Source organism: [Zimmermannella] faecalis ATCC 13722 (assembly GCF_000381765.1).
Lineage (GTDB): Bacteria > Actinomycetota > Actinomycetes > Actinomycetales > Microbacteriaceae > Gulosibacter > Gulosibacter faecalis.
Genome location: NZ_KB907083.1, coordinates 104,917 through 121,852 on the forward strand (window position 1 = coordinate 104,917; position 16,936 = coordinate 121,852).

The following is a 16,936-nucleotide window of genomic DNA, read 5'->3' on the forward strand; positions in this document are numbered from 1 at the left end:
CGCGCCCGAAATCGGTACCTTAGTCCCCTATGGCCTCGAAGTGGATCCCCGAAGTTCAGGGCGTGCGCACGCTCGCGCTCGCCCTCGTCGCGGCCTATCACATCTGGTTCGGCAAGGTCTCGGGCGGCGTCGACGTCTTCCTCTTCATCTCGGCGTTCCTGCTCACGCGCTCGATGATCGAGTCGGCCGAGCGCGGCGAGCGGGCCCGGCCGTTCTCGACCATCCTCCGCCGCTTCGCGCGCCTGCTCCCACTCACGCTCACGGCCGTGCTCCTCATCGTCGCCGCCTCGCTGCTGTGGCTGCCGACCTCCGAGACTCCGATGATTCTCACGCAGGGCTTCGCGTCGTCGACGTACTGGGAGAACATCTACCTGCAGGGCCAGCAGATCGACTACTTCGCGGCCGACCGCAGCACCGCATCCCCCTTCCAGCACTACTGGTCGCTCGCGGTGCAGGGCCAGGTCTTCGTGCTCTGGCCGCTGCTGTTCGCGCTGCTCTGGCTCGTCGCGAAGGTGACGAAGCTGGATACGCGCAAGGTCGCGCTCGGCGGGTTCGGCCTCGTGCTCGTGCTCGGGTTCGCGTTCTCAGTGCGCTACACCGAGGTGAACCAGCAGGCCGCGTACTTCGACATGTTCGCGCGGCTGTGGGAGTTCGCGGCGGGCTCGGTGCTCGCGCTCGTCATGCCGTGGCTGCGGGTGCCGGTCGCCCTGCGGGTCGTGTTCGGCTGGCTCGGCGTCATCGGCATCGTGCTGTGCGGTTGGGTGCTCCCCGTCGAGGCATCGTTCCCGGGCTGGGCCGCGCTGTGGCCGATCCTGTCGGCCGCCCTTGTCGTTATGTCGGCGGGCGCCGGGCGCTTCGGCGCCGGGGTGCTGCTCAACAACGACTTCATGCAGCAGGCCGCGAAATACAGCTTCGCCCTGTACCTCACGCACTGGCCCGTGCTCGTCGTCTACCTATTCGTTGCCCGCGTCGACGAGGTGTCGTTCATCGTGGGCGCGGGGCTGCTCGGCGTCTCGTTCGCGCTCGCGTGGGTGCTCACCCGCTTCGTCGAGTCGCCGATCAGCGACTACCTCGGCGGGCGCCGCACCCCCGTGATTGGCGGCTGGTTCGCGGGGCTCGGCCGGCTCGGCCGGGCTGCGGTCGTCGTCATCGCGCTGCCGGTCATCACGCTCGGCACGCTCGGCCTCGGCCAGGCGCAGCTCGCGTCGGCGACGACGCAGGCCCGGGCCGAGGCCGACGCGCTCGACCTCGGCTCGTTCGGCGCGAGCACCCCCGACCTCGTCGGCACCGAGTCGGCGCAGGGTGGCACGCTCCAGCCGAGCGAGCTGCTCGTGCGTGACGACCTCGCGATGCTCCCCGACTGCGACGACGCGACCCTCGACGCGATCGACGAAGACCTCCACGAGTACTGCATGGGCACGAACGACGCCGACACCTGGGTCGTCGGCAACTCGCAGGCGCAGCAGTCGCTGCCGCTGCTCGACGGCGACGTGCAGGCGTTCATCTTCTTCGGCTGCCAGTTCGGCGGCGAGGGCGTCGAGCCCGACATCGAAGAGGAGTGCAACGAGTTCTGGGATGCGGCGACCGAGCAGCTGCTCGAGTCGCGCCCCGAGCGCGTGCTCGTCATGGCGACGCGCTCGTACGCGAACGACTCCGAGAACGAGCTGCCCGGCATCGAGGAGTGGATCACCATGATGCGCGACGCGGGCATCGAGGTGATCGCGGTGCGCGACGCACCCCGTGCATCCTTCAACCCGTTCATGTGCACCGAGCAGTGGGGCATCGATGCCGACCGCTGCGCGTTTTCGACGTCGCTCGCGGCGCCGAACGAAAACCTGCAGGCGCGCTGCAGCTCGCGGGAGCGACCTACGTTGACCGCAACGCCCTCATCTGCCCCGACGGCGTGTGCACGCCGGTGCGCGGCGGCGTCTACGTGTTCATGGATTCGAGCCACGTCACGGCGACGTACCTTCGCACCGTGACGGCCGCCCTGCGCGAGCCGTAGACCCGACTACCGCCCCACGAGGGTGAGCTGCGGCGCGAACAGCGACATGACGGCGAGTGCCGCGGCGCCGTTCTCGGGCGTGGATGCGGCGCACGCGTCTCGCACAACCCGCACGTGTTTGCCCGCGTCGGCCGCCGCGAGCGCCGTCGCGATCACGCAACAGTCGGTCGAGACCCCGCAGAGCGTGAGGTGCTGCGCATCCCGCGTCGCGGCGCGCAGCTCGTCACCCCACTTGCCGAACGTCGGCAGGTCGACGGTGGGATGCGGCGAGAGCGCGGCTGCGCCCGGCACGAGGTCGTAGAGCGGGTCGTCGGCCGGTACGTCGGCGAACGGCCACTCGGCGAAGTAGTCGCCCCACGACCCCGAGCGGTCGGCGGTCGGCAGCCAGCGGGTGACGACGACGCGGTCGCCGAACTCGGCCGCGAGCCGCTCGATGTTCGGCCAGGCGTCGGCGAACGCCGGAGTGCCCCACGGCGAGGTCTCTGGGCTCGCGAAGACGGCCTGCGGGTCGATGACGACGAGCCAGCCGTCGGTCACGCGGCCGCCTCCTGCCGGCGAATCTTCGCGCGGCGCGCGATGAGCGCGACGACGAACGAGAGCACGAGCGCGAAGAACACGCCGAGGTTTGCGTACGCCCAGTCGCCGTCACGGCCGCCGACGAGGAACAGCAGGTAGCCCTGCCAGTTGTTCCACGCCGCTTCGGCGGCGAACGAGTTCACGACGAAGCCCCAGCCGATGACCGATGCGACCACCATGGTGCCGATCGAGGTCCAGTCCCACGCGCCGTAGCGGCCGCGCGGGTCGAACAGCGCGGCCTCGTCGTAGTCGCGGCGGCGGGTGAGGATGTCGGCGATGAGGATGCCCGCCCACGACGCGAGCGGCACGCCGAGGGTGATGAGGAAGCTCTGGAACGGGCCGAGGAAGTCGGTTGCGAAGAACACGACCCAGATGGTGCCGGCAGTGAGAATCAGGCCGTCGATCGCGGCGGCCGAGGGACGCGGGATGTTGATGCCGAGGCTGAGCAGCGTGAGGCCCGACGAGTAGATGCCGAGTACCGCGCCCGACACGAGCGCGAGCACGGCGGTGAGCAGGAACGGGATGAGCACCCACACCGGCAGGATCGCGGCGAGCGCACCGATGGGGTCGAGCGCGATCGCGGCGCGCAGGTCGGGGTCGGAGCCGCCGAGGAGGAGGCCGAAGACGACGAGCACGACGGGCGCGACGGCGCCGCCGAACGTGTTCCAGAACACGATCTTGCCGTCGGGGGTGTCGCGGCGCTGGTAGCGCGACCAGTCGGCGGCGATGTTGATCCAGCCGAGCCCGAAGCCGGTCATGACCATGACGAGCGCGCCGATGACCTGGGCCGCGCTGCCGCCCTCGAGCGCGAGCACGGCGCCGAAGTCGATGTGCGGCACCGCGAGCACGGCGTAGAGGATCGTGACAGCGCCGGTGATCCAGGTGAGCACCGACTGCAGCTTCATGATGACGTGGTAGCCGAGCACCGAGGCGGCCACGATGAGCGCCGCGACGACGAGCGTCGCGCCGAGCTGCATGCCGAAGCCGCCGTCACCGCCGAGCTGCGTGATGACGGTGCTCGTCGCGAGCACCGCCATGATCGCGAGGAACGTCTCCCACCCGATCGACGTGAGCCACGACACGATGCCGGGCACCTTCTGCCCGTGCACGCCGAACGCGGCCCGCGAGAGCACCATCGTCGGCGCCGAGCCGCGCTTGCCGGCGATCGCGATGAGGCCGCAGAGGAAGAACGAGACGACGATGCCGATGACCGCCACGAGCGTCGCCTGCCAGAAGGAGATGCCGAAGTCGAGCACGAACGAGCCGTACGACATGCCGAACACCGACACGTTCGCGGCGAACCACGGCCAGAACAGGTCGCGCGGCTTCGCCGTGCGCTCCTCGGGCCGAACGATGTCGATGCCCTGGTGTTCGATGAGGCCGCTTCGCACCGCCGCGTCTTCGTGCTGACTCATATCGACCTCTCCGTTGGGGTGGGGGTGGGAATGGGGTTTGGGGATGGGGTGAAATCTCCGTTACTCGACTCTAGGCCGCGCTTAGCCCCCGAGGTAGGCGTCGCGGTGCTCGCTCGCGCACCGGGCCCAGGTGAACGTCGCGGCGCGCTCGAGGCCGGCGTCGCGAAGCCGAGCCCGCGCATCCGGGTCGTCGAGCAGGCTCGAGATCGCCCGCGCGATCGACGCAGCCTCGGGCTCGCAGTACGCGACGGCGTCGCCGCCGACCTCGGGCAGTGCCGACAGGCGCGTCGTGACGACGGGCCCGCCCGACGCCATCGCCTCGAGCACCGGCAGCCCGAAGCCCTCGGCGATTGACGGATACACGAACACGTCGGCGCCGCCGAGGAGCACGCGCAGCTGCTCGAACGGCAGGTAGCCGAGCTCGCGCACGCGCGAGTCGGGGTCGCGCGCCGCGCGGTCGAGCTCGGCGGCCGCGTCGGCATCCCAGCCACGCTGGCCCGAGACGAGCAGCGGCGGGGCGTCGGGCAGCGAGCGGTGCGCCCGAATCAGCTCGCCGACGCGCTTGCGCGGCTCGATCGTGCCGAGAAACGCGACCCAGCGGTCGACGCCGTGCGCGCGGCGAAACTCGGCGAGCTCGGCTTCGGTGGGGGCGCGGAACGCCGCGTGGTCGACGCCGTGGTGCGCGACGACGATCGGCTGGCGCGGTGTGCCCGCGTGCCGCTCGATCTCGTCGGCGGTCGCCCGGCTCGGGGCGACGAGCCGCACGTTCGCGCGCACGCCGAGGCGGATCCAGGTGCGAAAGAAGGTGCGCTTGAGTCGCGTGTGCGCGGCCGGGTCAGAGAAGAAGGTGGCGTCGTGCACAGTGACGACGCGGCGCAGACCGCGCGCGACGAGCGGGAACGTGTAGTGCGCCGAGTGGAGCACGGTCGCCCCGGCGCGGTGCGCCTCGCGGGGCAGCCCGAACTGCTCCCACGCGAAGCGGAACGCCGTGCGCTCGGTGGCGGCCGGTGCCGTGCGCACCTCGGCGCCCGGCGCGAGCGCCCGAAAGTGTTCGGCGTGCTGCGGCTTCACGAGCAGCACGTGGTCGAGGCCCTCACCCGCGGCGTCGAGCTCGGCGAGGCCGGCAGCCAGCCCCTCAAGGTAGCGGCCCACTCCCCCGAGCTGCGCCGGCAGCGACGTGAAGTCGAGCAGCACGCGGTCGCCGGATGCTCGGGCCCGGCCGCCGCGCAGCCTCGCCTTCGCGGCGGCGCCGGCCGTGCGCACGAGCGCCCGCACCTTCATGTCGAGCGGGCCGTTGCGCAGCGCGCAGCGGAGCCGGTTGCGGCGGTTCCAGCGCACGAAGCGGGGCGACTCGGTACCCGACGACCCCGCGTGGGAGTGCACCGCGACCGCGCCGGGCGCGTAGACGACGCGCCAGCCCGCGCGCCGCAGCCGCCACGAGAGGTCGGTATCTTCGTAGTACATGAAGTAGCCCTCGTCGAAGCCGCCGAGGGGTCGCACGGCCGCGGCCCGCAGCATCGCCGCCCCGCCGTAGATGCCGAACACCGCGGTCGGGAACTCGGTGCCGACCGGCTGCAGCCAGCCGCGGTCGAGGCCGTTTCCCGAGCGGGTCACCTGGTTGCCCGTCGAGTTGAGCAGTTCGTCGCCTTCCTCGCCGGGGCGCGCATCCCGCCACCTCGCACCGTCGTGGCCCACGAGTATCCGCTCGCCGTCGGCCGCCTCGGCGTCGTCGGTGAACCGCACGAACCGGCCGCGCAGGCGCACCTGCGCCGTCGCCGCGCCCGCGCTCGGGTCGGCGTCGAGCGCGTCGGCGAGCTGCGCGATGAAGCCGGGGCGAAACTCGGCGTCCTGATTGCAGATGACGTACGCGTCGGCGTCGAAGGCCGTCATCGCGCGGTTCGCGGCCGTGCCGTAACCGAGGTTGTCGGCGAGCTCGAGCATCTCGGCCTCGGGCGCCGCGGCCCGGATGCGCGCGACCGTATCGTCGTCGGAGTGGTTGTCGACCGCGACCACGCGCAGCTCCCGGCCGGCGCCAGGATCTTGCGCGACGAGCGACCGCACCGCCGCGGCGGCCTCGTCGCCACCGTTCCAGGTGACAACCAGGGCGACGATCTTGCGCACGACTTCGGTGGTATTCACACTGCAACGCTACCGATTCAGCGGGGTTTCCGGGCGCCGGGCCGGTAGGCTATGGGCTGTTTCTGCGGCAACGCAGCGTGGGCCGCCACCGCGCCCCACCCGCTCACAGGGAGGACCCCCAATGAAACTGCTCGTCACCGGCGGTGCCGGCTTCATCGGCTCAAACTTCGTGCGTCGCGCACTGAACGACGAACTGCCCGGCGTCGAGGGCGCCGAGATCATCGTGCTCGACTCGCTCACCTACTCGGGTGTAAAGGAGAACCTCGCGCCGGTCGCCGACTCGCCGCGCTACTCGTTCATCGAGGGCGACATTCGCGACGCCGACCTGCTCGACGAGATCTTCCCGACCATCGACGGCGTCGTGCACTTCGCCGCCGAATCGCACGTCGACCGCTCGGTGCGCGACGCGGCGATCTTCGTCGAGACGAACGTGCTCGGCACGCAGCGCCTGCTCGATGCCGCGCTGAAGCACGGCACGAAGCGCTTCGTGCACGTGTCGACCGACGAGGTGTACGGCTCGATCGAAGAGGGCGAGTGGACCGAGGAGTTCCCCCTCGAGCCGAACTCGCCGTACTCGGCGTCGAAGGCGGGCAGCGACCTACTCGTGCGCTCTTACTTCCGCACCCACGGCCTCAACGCCTCGATCACCCGCTGCTCGAACAACTACGGCCCGTACCACTTCCCCGAGAAGCTGATTCCGCTGTTCGTCACGAACCTCATGGACGACAAGCACGTGCCGCTCTACGGCACCGGCGAGAACGTGCGCGACTGGCTCCACGTCGACGACCACTGCCGCGGCATCGCGCTCGTGTTCGCGAAGGGCCGCGCGGGCGAGGTCTACAACATCGGCGGCGGCACGCAGCTCACGAACGTGCAGATCACCGAGAAGATCCTCGAGCTCATGGGCAAGGACGACTCGTACGTCGACCACGTCGAAGACCGCAAGGGCCACGACCTGCGCTACTGCGTCGACATCTCGAAGATCGAGAACGAGCTCGGCTACACGCCGCAGGTGCCGTTTGAGCAGGGCCTCGCCGACGTCGTGCAGTGGTACCGCGACAACCGCGCCTGGTGGGAGCCGCTGAAGGAGCGCGCCGCCCTGGAGTCGGCGAAGTGACCCGCTACCTCATTACTGGCGCGGCCGGCATGCTCGGCCAAGACCTGCAGCGCGCCCTCACGGGCCGCGACGTGACGGCGCTCACGCGCGCCGACCTCGACATCACCGATGCCGAGGCGGTGCGCGCCGCGATCGCCGGCCACGACGTCGTGCTCAACGCCGCGGCGTACACGGCCGTCGACCAGGCCGAAGAGGATGAGCAGGCCGCGTACGCGATCAACGCGACGGGCGTCGAGGTGCTCGCGAAGGCGGCGGCCGAGGTCGGCGCGAAGCTCGTGCACTACTCGACCGACTACGTGTTCCAGGGCGACGCGACGACGCCGTACGCCGAGGATGAGCCGCGCGACCCGCTCAACGCCTACGGCCGCACGAAGGCCGCCGGCGAGAAGCTCGCCCTCGCGGCGCATCCCACCGGCGCGTACATCGTGCGCACCGCCTGGCTCTACGGCGGCGGTGGCCCGAACTTCGCGAAGACGATGGTGAAGCTCGCGGGCTCGCACCCCGAGATCACGGTCGTGAACGACCAGCTCGGGCAGCCCACCTACACGCGCGACCTCGCCGAGCAGACCGTGCGCCTGCTCGACGCCGACGCGCCCGCCGGCATCTACCACGGCACGAACTCGGGCGAGACGACCTGGTTCGACTTCGCGCGCGAGATCTTCCGGCGCTCGGGCAACGACCCCGAGCGCGTGAAGCCCACCGATTCAACCCAGTTCGTGCGGCCCGCCGCGCGGCCCGCGTACTCGGTGCTCGGCCACGACGCCTGGCGCGCCGCTGGCCTCGAGCCGATGCGCAACTGGCAGGAGGCCCTCGAGGCCGCAGCAGCGGATGGAGTGCTCACCGCCGAATGGTGACCCTGAAGTTTTTCCTCGACCAACTCGTCGCGCCCGTGCCCGGTGGCATCGGGCGGTACGCCGAGAACCTCGCTCGCGAGGTCATTTCACGCGCCCCCGCGGGCTGCGAGGTCGAGGGCATCATCACCCCGCCGAAGGGCGATGACGCGCCCTCAATCGAGCAGATCGACGAGCGCCTGCCCGGCCTCGCCCACCTCGAGGTGACGAAGGCGAGCCGCCGCGTGCTCGCGCAGTCGTGGTCGCGCGGCCTGCTCACCGGCGCGATCGGCGGCGGGCTCATCCACTCGCCAAGCCTGTTCGCGCCGCTCGCGCCCGTCGGCTCGGGCGACGCGGTGCAGACCGTCGTGACGGTGCACGACACCGTGCCGTGGACGCATCCCGAAACCCTCACGCCGAACGGCGTGCGCTGGCACAAGCGGCAGCTCAAGCGCGCCTGGCAGTACGCGGCGGCCGTCGTTACGCCGACGCACGCCGTCGCCGAACAGGTCGCCGAGCTCTACAACTTCGGCGACCGGCTGCGCGTGATTCCGGGCGCCCCGTCGCGCGATCTGCGCCTCCCGACCGACGCCGACGACGTCGCGGAGCGCCTCGAGCTGCCCGACACGTACGTGCTCGCCGTCGGAACCCTCGAGCCCCGCAAGGGCCTCGACCGGCTCGCGCAGGCCCTCGCCAAGGTGCCCGACGCCGTGCTCGTACACGCGGGCCCCGACGGCTGGGGCGACGTGTCGTGGGACACGATCTGCGCCGAGGCCGGCCTGGAGCGCTCGCGCGTGAAGTCGCTCGGATTCGTCTCGAACACCGACCTCGCGGTGGTCTACGACCGCGCGACCGTACTCTGCATGCCGTCGATCGACGAGGGCTTCGGCCTGCCGGTTCTCGAGGCGTTCCGCGCCGGCACGGCGGTCGTGCACACCGACGTTCCCGCGCTCATGGAGGTCGCCGGCGGCGCGGGCATTCACGTGCCGCTCGCCGACGAGTCGACCTTCGTCGAGCGCCTCTCGGTCGCGCTGAAGAACGTGCTCGGCGACGAGGAGCTCCGCGAGACCCTCGTCACCGCGGGCCACGACCGCGTGCCGATCTACTCGTGGAGCTACTCGGCCGACCTCGTGTGGCGGCTCCACGCCGACCTGTAGGCGCCGAGCGCCCGCCCTGCGCTGGGTTCGCCCGCGTATCCGTGTCGCCCCATGGGTTGTCACGAATGCCCCGTCTCGGACGTCCGTGACGGGGCATTCGTGACAACCCACGCACCAGGTTCGCGGCGCTAGCCGAGGCGGGCGATGGGGGCGTCGACGCGAATCGCCTCGCCCTCGGCGACGAGCCACGCCACCGTACCCGCGCGGGGCGCCGTGACCTGCGTCTCCATCTTCATCGCCTCGCACACCGCGACCGCGTCGCCCTCCGCGACCTCGGCTCCCTCGGCCACGAGCTGGCGCACGAGCGTGCCCGACACCGGCGCGAGCACCGCGTCGGTGGCCTCGGGCGCGTCGTCGGGCTGCGCATCCGCGCCGCTGCCTGCGCCAACGCCACTCGCGAGGCCGGCTAGCAGGTCGCCCGGCAGTCCGAGCTGCACGCGGCGGCCGTCGACCTCGATCGCGACGCGGCGCAGCTCGCCGCCGTGCGAGGGCAGGGCTCGGCCCTGCGACTCGAGCTCGGGCAGCAGCTCGGTCTCGATCCACTGCGTGTACACGCCGAGGTGGTCGCCGACGAAGGCCGGATGCTCAAGCACGGCGCGATGGAACGGCACGACGGTCGCGACGCCGTCGATCGCGATCTCGCCCACCGCGCGCCGGGCGCGGGCGAGCGCCTGCTCGCGGTCGTCGCCGTGCACGATGAGCTTTGCGATCATCGAGTCGAACGCGCCCTCGACACGGTCGCCGGCCTCGACGCCGGCATCCCACCGCACGCCCGGCCCGCCGGGCTGGTGGAGCGCCGCGACGTCGCCGGGCGAGGGCAGGAAACCGCGGCCGGGGTCTTCGGCGTTGATGCGGAACTCGATCGCGTGCCCGCGCGGCTGCGGCGTCTCGGTGAGCGAGAGGCCACGCCCCTCGGCGATGCGGAACTGCTCGAGCACGAGGTCGACGCCGCTCGTCGCCTCGGTGACGGGATGCTCGACCTGCAGACGCGTGTTCACCTCGAGGAACGAGACGGTGCCGTCGTCGGCGAGCAGGAATTCGACGGTGCCAGCACCGCGGTACCGCACGGCCGCGCAGATGTCGCGGGCCGCGGTGTGAATCTTGCGGCGCGCCTCGTCGGGCACGTCAGGGGCCGGGGCCTCCTCGACGAGCTTCTGGTTGCGGCGCTGCAGCGAGCAGTCGCGGTCGCCAACGACGACGACGTTGCCCTCGCCGTCGCCGACGATCTGCGCCTCGACGTGGCGGGGCCGGTCGAGGAATCGCTCGATGAAGCATTCGCCGCGGCCGAACGCGGTGATCGCCTCGCGGGTCGCCGAGTCAAACGCGTCGGCGACGTCGTCGAGGCGCCGCACGACCTTGAGCCCGCGCCCGCCGCCGCCGTACGCGGCCTTGATCGCGACCGGCAGGCCGGCCTCGCGCGCGAACGCGATCGCCTCTTCGGGCCCTTCGAGCGGGCGGTCGGTGCCGGGCACGAGCGGCGCGCCCACCTTCGTCGCGATCTGTCGCGCCGTGACCTTGTCGCCGAGCTGCTCGATCGTCTCGGCCGTCGGGCCAATGAACTTCATCCCCGCCGCCTCGACGGCGCGCGCGAACTCGGCGTTCTCGCTGAGGAACCCGTAACCCGGATGCACCGCGTCGGCGCGGGCCTCGCGGGCGACCTCGAGCAGGCGCTCGATGTTGAGGTAGCTCTCGCCGGGGGTCGCGCCGCCGAGCCCGTACGCCTCGTCGGCGAGCCGCACGTGCAGGGCGTCGAAGTCTTGATCGGCGTACACCGCGATCGAGGTGTAGCCGGCGTCGGCGCACGCGCGGGCGACGCGCACGTCGATCTCGCCGCGGTTGGCAATCAGGATGCGTTGCATGGGAGTCCTCGTATTGGGTTCGGCTCGGTTTTGAGTTCGGCTCGGAAGTGGGGATGCGCGGAGCGCGGGAGGCGTGCCAGTCGCGCGTCAGAGTTCTGCGAAGCGGTGCACGACACGGAATCGCACCCGCATGCCGGGCGCGAGCTGCCCCGCGAGGTCGAGGTCGGCGTCGCGCACGGCGCCGATCACGGGATACCCGCCGGTGAGCGGATGGTCGGGCAGGAACAGCACCGGCTGGCCGTTCGCGGGCACCTGGATCGCCCCGGTCGCGGCACCCTCGCTCGGGAGCTCGTCGGTAACGGCACGCTCGAGCGGCACCTCGCCCTCGAGCCGCAGGCCGACGCGGTCGGACTGCGGCGTGACGAGCCACTCCTGCGACGTGAGCGTCTCGACGGCGGCGGGCGTGAACCAGTCGGTACGCGGGCCGAGCACGATGTCGAGGTCGACAACGTCGTCGGGGCCGGGCAGTTCGGGGCGGGGCGCGTCGTTCGGCGCGACGGCGTGCGCGGCCTCGGTGCCGCCGAGCGGCAGCACGTCGCCCGCGCGCAGCGGCTGCGGGCCGACGCCCGAGAGCGTGTCGGTCGTCAGGCTCCCGAGCACGTCGGGCACGGCGAACCCACCGCGCACTGCGAGGTAGCCGCGCAGGCCCCGCGAGAATCCGCCGAGGTGAATCGTGTCGCCGGGTTCGACCGCGGTCGGCACGCCCCGCTCGAGCGGGAACTCCGCGCCATCGGCGCCGACGACGCGGCGACGGCCGCTCGCGCCGGTCCAGGCGACGACGCCCGCGGCCCGCACGCGCAGCTCAGCGCCGCCGCCCGCGAGCTCAAGCGCCGCGGTGCCGGGCTCGTTGCCGACGACGCGGTTCGCGGCCCGCAGCGCCCGCCGGTCGGCCGCGCCCGAGGCCGCGACACCGATGCCGAGCATCCCGGGTCGGCCGAGGTCTTGCAGCAGCAGCTGTGCGCCCGGGCGCACGACCTCGAGCGCGCGGGCGTCGGGGGCGACCGTCGGCAGCTCGGTCTCGCGGGGAGCTGCGCCCGAGAGGTCGACCTCGTCGCGCACGGCGCGGTACCGCACCTCTTGGCCGGGCTGAATGAACGCGGGCGGCGTGCGGTCGAGGTCCCACATGCGCTCGGGCGTGCGGCCGAGCAGCTGCCAGCCGCCGGGCGACGTGCGCGGATACACCGCCGAGAAGTTGCCGGCGACCGCCACGGCGCCGGCGGGGATGCGCGTGCGCGGCGATGCGCGACGCGGCACCGAAAACAGCGGGTCGTCGCCGACGCAGTAGACGAAGCCGGGCGCGAAACCGGCGAACGCGCCACGCCAGGTGGCGCCCGTGTGCCGGCGGATAAGTTCCTCGCGGCTGACGTCGAGCACGGCCGCGACCTCGTCGAGGTCCTCCCCCGTGTACACGACGTCGACCGTCACGGTGTCGTGCTCCGACGCCGCGTGCTCGGCCGCCCCGACGGCACGGATGCGCTCCGCGAGCGCGCGCGGCCCGACGAGCGTCGGGTCGTACCGCACCATGATCGTCGCCGCGGCAGGAATCAGTTCCTCGACACCGGCGAGCCCCGCGTCGCCGAGCGCGGCGAAGTGCGCAAGCACCGCATCCAGCCCCTCGTACTCGACGAGCAGCGCCCGATCGCTCACGGGCAGGATGCGGGTGATGCGGTGCGCGGTGCTCATACGTAGTAGCTCTCGTTGCGAATATCGGTGACGAACATGCGGCCGGGCGCGTGCGTGATCGCGAACGGCACCTTCGAGGCAAGGATCGCCGCCTGCGGCGTCACCCCGCACGCCCAGAACACGGGCACCTCGCCGGGGCGGAGGTCGGCCGGCGCGTCGCCAAAGTCGGGCTTCGCGAGGTCGGTAATGCCGAGGGCCGCGGGGTCGCCGATGTGCACCGGCGCGCCGTGCACGGCCGGCGTGCGCCCCGAAATCTGCACGGCGTCGGCGACGCGGTCGGCGGGAATCGGTCGCATCGACACGACGAGTTCGCCGTGCAGGCGGCCCGCGGGCTCGCACTCGACGCTCGTGCGGTACATCGGCACGTTGCGGCCGAGCGTCTGGTGACGAATCTCGATGCCGGCGTCGACGAGGCCCGCCTCGAACGTGAAGCTGCAGCCGATGAGAAACGTCACGAGGTCGTCGTGCTCGGCCCACTCGTCGACCACCTCGGTGGGCTCGGCAACGAGTTCGCCGTCGCGCCACACGCGATACCGGGGCACGTCGCGGCGCAGATCGCTGCCAGGCGCGAGCGTCGATTCGAAGCCGCCGTGCTCAATCACCTCGAGCACGGGGCACGGCTTCGGGTTCCGCTGCGCGTAGAGCAGCACGTCGTACGCCCAATCGCGCGGCACCGAGACGAAGTTGGCCTGAGCGACGCCCCTGGCAACCCCGCTCGTCGGCGAGGCATCGCCGGCCCGCGCGGCGGCCCGTGCCGCCCGCGCCGACTCGAGCTCCGCGCCCGTTGCTGCGATGCGCATCCGCCCCACCTACTTTGCGAAGGGGGCGAGCTCGATGCCCGCGGCCGTGAGTTCGGCCCGCACCGAGGCCGCCATCTGAATCGCGCCGGCGCTGTCGCCGTGCACGCAGATCGAGTCGGCCTGTAGCCGCACCTGCGTGCCGTCGGCGGCGGTAATCACGCCGTCGTGCACGAGCCCGAGCATCCGCTCGGCGACGAGCTTCGGGTCGTGGAGCACCGAGCCCTCCTTCGTGCGCGACATGAGCGAGCCGTCGGCCTCGTACGCGCGGTCGGCGAACGCCTCGCGGGCGACCGTGAGGCCCGCGCGCTCCGACACCTCGGCGCTCACGCCGCCCGCGAGCGCGAGCACGACGAGGCTCGGGTCTATCGCGCGGATCGCGGCCGCGACGATCTTCGCCTGGTGCGCATCCTTCGCGATCGTGTTGTAAAGCGCGCCGTGCGGCTTCACGTACTTCACCGGCACGCCGACGCTCGCGGCGAGGCCCTGCAGCGCGCCGAGCTGGTACTCAACGTCGGCCTGCAGCGTCGCGTCATCGATGTCGATCGCGACGCGACCGAAGTTTTCGTAGTCGCGGTAGCCGGGATGCGCGCCGACGGTGACGCCGTGCGCCGCGGCCTCAGCCAGGGTCGCGCGGATGCCGACCGGGTTGCCGGCGTGGAACCCACAGGCGACGTTCGCGCTCGTGACGATGCGGAGCATCTCGGCGTCATCGGCGACGACGCGGTCGGGCGTGTTCTCGCCGAGGTCAGAGTTGAGATCGATAGTGGCCATACTTCGTACCCTACTTTCGCGATTTGGGGCTAGGCGCCGGTGATGAACTCGAAGATTGGGACAACCGACACGGCACCCATGTACCAGGTGAGGGCGGTCGCGAGCGTGCCGAACACGAGCAGCCACACGGGGTACTTGTACCCGCGCAGCAGGTCGCGCTGCCGGAAACAGCCGATGTACATGAAGATCGTGAGGCCGATCGGCAGAATCAGGCCGTTGAAGCCGCCGACGAACACGAGGATCGACGCGGGGGCGGCGCCCCAGGCGAGGTAGAGCACGAGCGAAACCGCGATAAAGATGACGGTCGCGATGCGCAGCGGCCAGCCGTCGTCGAGCTTCTTGCTGAACACCGAGAGGAACGTCGCCGACGTGTACGCGGCGCCGATGACCGAGCTCAGCGCGGCGGCCCAGAAGATGACGCCGAAGATGCGCAGGCCCGCGTCGCCGAGCACGTGCTGGAATGCCGCGCCGGCGGGGTTGAGGTTCGGGTCGGCCGAGTCGAGCAGGAAGCCCGATGCTGCGACGCCGAGAATCGCGAGGAACAGCACGTAGCGCATGATGCCCGTGACGAAGATGCCGTTCATCGAGGCGCCGCTCACGGCCTTGACGTGGTCGGGGCCGGTGAGGCCCGAGTCGAGGTACCGGTGCGCGCCGGCGTAGGTGATGTAGCCACCGACCGTGCCGCCGACGATCGTCGTGATCGTCGCGAAGTTGATGTTGTCGGGCAGCACCGTCTGGCGCAGCGCGTCGCCGACGGGCGGGTTCGCGAGAATCGCGACGATCAGGGTGAGCACGATCATGCCGACGCCGAGAATCATCACGACGATGTCGACGATGCGGCCCGCACGCTTCCAGAGGAAGATGCAGATCGCGAGCAGGCCGGTCAGCAGGCCGCCGAGCTTCGCGTCGATGCCGAGCATCGCGTTGAGGCCGAGCCCACCACCGGCGATGTTGCCGATGTTGAAGGCGAGTCCGCCGATGACGATGAGCACGCCGAGCAGGTAGCCGAAGCCGGGCACGGCCTCGTTTGCGAGCTGGCCCGCGCGCTTGCCGGCGACCGTGATGATGCGCCAAATGTTCATCTGCACGGCGAAGTCGATGACGATCGACACGAGAATCGCGAACGCGAAGGCGGCGCCCATCTGGAATGTGAACGTTGCGGTTTGCGTGATGAAGCCGGGGCCGATGGCGCTCGTGGCCATCAGGAAGATGGCGCCGAGAATCGGGCCGCGGCGGGCCTTCGCGAATTCCTTCGCGGTGGGTTTCTTCGTTGACAGAGACGGGGATGCGGTGGGTTCGTCGGCCATGACGGGGCTCCTCGGCGTCGTTGACGGGGGCGCGTATTGCGTGATTCCACACCCTACGTCGTGCTGAACAGTCACGCAAGGATTGTTCAACAAACTTGGTTGGTCGCCGACCACGTTAGCTGCTTGTTTAGTTTGCGCGCAATGTCTCTTAATCTTTTCTTTGCGTTCCGAATCTGGCGTCGCCGGGAGTCGACTACGCTCGCGAACATGAGTTTGCTGCCCGCGCAAGATGCCCGACCGAAGCTCGCGCTTCGACTGCGCGAGGCGATCATCGCGGGCCGATACGCGCCCGGCGAGCGGCTCTCCGAACAGGCCATTTCCGACGAGCTCGGGGTGTCCCGCAACACGCTGCGGGAGTCTTTCCAGGTGTTGGTGGAGCAGCGACTCATCACGCGCATCCCCCACCGCGGCGTCTCGGTGGCGGCGCCAACCATGGCCGACGTCATCGACATCTACCGCGCGCGCCGAGTCATGGAGATCGCGGCGCTCGCGTCGGCGAACCCGCTGCATCCCGCCCTCGCCGAGATGCGTGATGCGGTGACCGATGCCCGCGGCGCCGAGGCGAACGGCGAGTGGGCCGTGGTCGGCACGGCAAACATGCGCTTCCACTCGGCGCTCGTGCGCCTGAGCGATAGCCCCCGCGTGACCGCGGCGTTCGAGAACGTGCTCGCCGAGCTGCGCCTCGCGTTCCTGCGCTTGAACGACGCCGAGCGACTCCACCATCCGTTCATTGGGCGAAACGACGCGATCATCGCGGCGATCGACGCGAGCGATGTTGGCCGCGCGACCGAGGAGCTCGAGCGCTACCTCGACGACTCGCAGCGCCTCCTGCTCTCGACCTACACCCGCCTCGGCCTCGACTGAAAACCCCGCAGTTGAGTGGTCTGAAGTTGCTGTTCTGAGCGGGTGGATTCATACGGTCGTTGCAACATGAGGATGGTGTTGCATGGCGGGGAATCCCCACGGGAACAGGTACGGGCAGGATGCTCGGGACGAGTTTGTTGAGCTGATTTGCCGGGAAGGTGCGTCGCCCGTTCGGGCGGCACGCCTGCTCGGGATTGGTATCCAAACCGCGGCCAGGTGGCGGCGGAAGTATGTCGGGATGACCGCTATCGAGTTGCGCGACTACGCCCCGTTCACGATCGAGCACGACGAGATCGGGCGGGGCTTGTCGTTCGAAGAACGCGTCGTGATCCAGGCCGGGATCCGGGACGGGCGCACTCAGTCCCGGATCGCGGCCGATATCGGCCGGGACCGGTCCGTGGTGGGTTACGGCA

Annotated in this window: 14 protein-coding genes; 6 read left to right on the plus strand and 8 right to left on the minus strand. The window is 70.8% G+C overall.

The window, feature by feature from the left end:
• Window positions 1-29 precede the first annotated feature (29 nt).
• Window positions 30-1,982, plus strand: coding sequence for an acyltransferase family protein (locus G328_RS0112005; protein ID WP_026339864.1), 1,953 nt, complete (start codon window positions 30-32; stop codon window positions 1,980-1,982).
• Between the two features lie 29 nt (window positions 1,983-2,011).
• On the opposite strand, the gene G328_RS0112010 is transcribed toward G328_RS0112005, so the two are convergent.
• The 3 genes from G328_RS0112010 to G328_RS16240 form a co-directional block, all read right to left on the minus strand.
• Entirely contained in the window at window positions 2,012-2,542 is a 531-nt protein-coding gene (locus tag G328_RS0112010; RefSeq protein WP_019619603.1) for a cysteine hydrolase family protein, read from the minus strand.
• Window positions 2,539-3,996: a purine-cytosine permease family protein gene (locus G328_RS0112015; protein ID WP_019619604.1), complete on the minus strand. Its 1,458-nt coding sequence runs from the start codon at window positions 3,994-3,996 to the stop codon at window positions 2,539-2,541. Before G328_RS0112015 ends, G328_RS0112010 begins: the two co-directional genes overlap by 4 nt.
• Before the next feature lie 81 nt (window positions 3,997-4,077).
• Window positions 4,078-6,135: a glycosyltransferase gene (locus tag G328_RS16240; protein WP_019619605.1), complete on the minus strand. Its 2,058-nt coding sequence runs from the start codon at window positions 6,133-6,135 to the stop codon at window positions 4,078-4,080.
• Window positions 6,136-6,256: 121 nt separating this feature from the next.
• Here G328_RS16240 and rfbB point away from each other — a divergent pair, with 121 nt between their 5' ends.
• Genes rfbB through G328_RS0112035 form a run of 3 tightly spaced genes read left to right on the plus strand, consistent with a single transcriptional unit; the run spans window position 6,257 to window position 9,239 of the window.
• The gene (rfbB, locus tag G328_RS0112025) at window positions 6,257-7,252 is read left to right on the plus strand and encodes a dTDP-glucose 4,6-dehydratase (RefSeq protein ID WP_019619606.1); all 996 of its coding nucleotides are present in this window, start codon (window positions 6,257-6,259) and stop codon (window positions 7,250-7,252) included.
• Complete coding sequence (gene rfbD / locus G328_RS0112030) at window positions 7,249-8,106, plus strand: dTDP-4-dehydrorhamnose reductase (protein WP_019619607.1); 858 nt, start codon at window positions 7,249-7,251, stop codon at window positions 8,104-8,106. Before rfbB ends, rfbD begins: the two co-directional genes overlap by 4 nt.
• The gene (locus G328_RS0112035; RefSeq protein ID WP_019619608.1) at window positions 8,100-9,239 is read left to right on the plus strand and encodes a glycosyltransferase family 4 protein; all 1,140 of its coding nucleotides are present in this window, start codon (window positions 8,100-8,102) and stop codon (window positions 9,237-9,239) included. The genes rfbD and G328_RS0112035 overlap by 7 nt, the downstream gene beginning before the upstream one ends.
• A gap of 128 nt (window positions 9,240-9,367) precedes the next feature.
• Here the strand turns inward: G328_RS0112035 and G328_RS0112040 are convergent, their stop codons facing one another.
• The 5 genes from G328_RS0112040 to G328_RS0112060 all read right to left on the minus strand — a co-directional run bounded on the left by G328_RS0112040 (window position 9,368) and on the right by G328_RS0112060 (window position 15,659).
• Window positions 9,368-11,098: an acetyl/propionyl/methylcrotonyl-CoA carboxylase subunit alpha gene (locus tag G328_RS0112040; protein ID WP_019619609.1), complete on the minus strand. Its 1,731-nt coding sequence runs from the start codon at window positions 11,096-11,098 to the stop codon at window positions 9,368-9,370.
• Between the two features lie 87 nt (window positions 11,099-11,185).
• Window positions 11,186-12,781 (minus strand): 5-oxoprolinase subunit B/C family protein, encoded by a 1,596-nt coding sequence (locus G328_RS0112045; protein WP_019619610.1) that lies wholly within the window; start codon window positions 12,779-12,781, stop codon window positions 11,186-11,188.
• Window positions 12,778-13,581, minus strand: a complete 804-nt coding sequence (locus G328_RS0112050) for a putative hydro-lyase (protein WP_019619611.1) — start codon at window positions 13,579-13,581, stop codon at window positions 12,778-12,780. Before G328_RS0112050 ends, G328_RS0112045 begins: the two co-directional genes overlap by 4 nt.
• Before the next feature lie 9 nt (window positions 13,582-13,590).
• A complete protein-coding gene (locus G328_RS0112055) occupies window positions 13,591-14,352 on the minus strand; it encodes a LamB/YcsF family protein (protein ID WP_019619612.1) in 762 nt (253 codons plus the stop codon).
• Window positions 14,353-14,381: 29 nt separating this feature from the next.
• Complete coding sequence (locus tag G328_RS0112060; RefSeq protein ID WP_019619613.1) at window positions 14,382-15,659, minus strand: NRAMP family divalent metal transporter; 1,278 nt, start codon at window positions 15,657-15,659, stop codon at window positions 14,382-14,384.
• Between the two features lie 207 nt (window positions 15,660-15,866).
• Between G328_RS0112060 and G328_RS0112065 the strand changes: the two genes are divergently transcribed.
• Both G328_RS0112065 and G328_RS16880 read left to right on the plus strand, forming a co-directional pair.
• The gene (locus tag G328_RS0112065; RefSeq protein ID WP_019619614.1) at window positions 15,867-16,523 is read left to right on the plus strand and encodes a GntR family transcriptional regulator; all 657 of its coding nucleotides are present in this window, start codon (window positions 15,867-15,869) and stop codon (window positions 16,521-16,523) included.
• 238 nt (window positions 16,524-16,761) lie between these two features.
• Window positions 16,762-16,936: helix-turn-helix domain-containing protein (locus tag G328_RS16880; protein ID WP_187325743.1), on the plus strand; the 175-nt coding region annotated here is incomplete at its 3' end.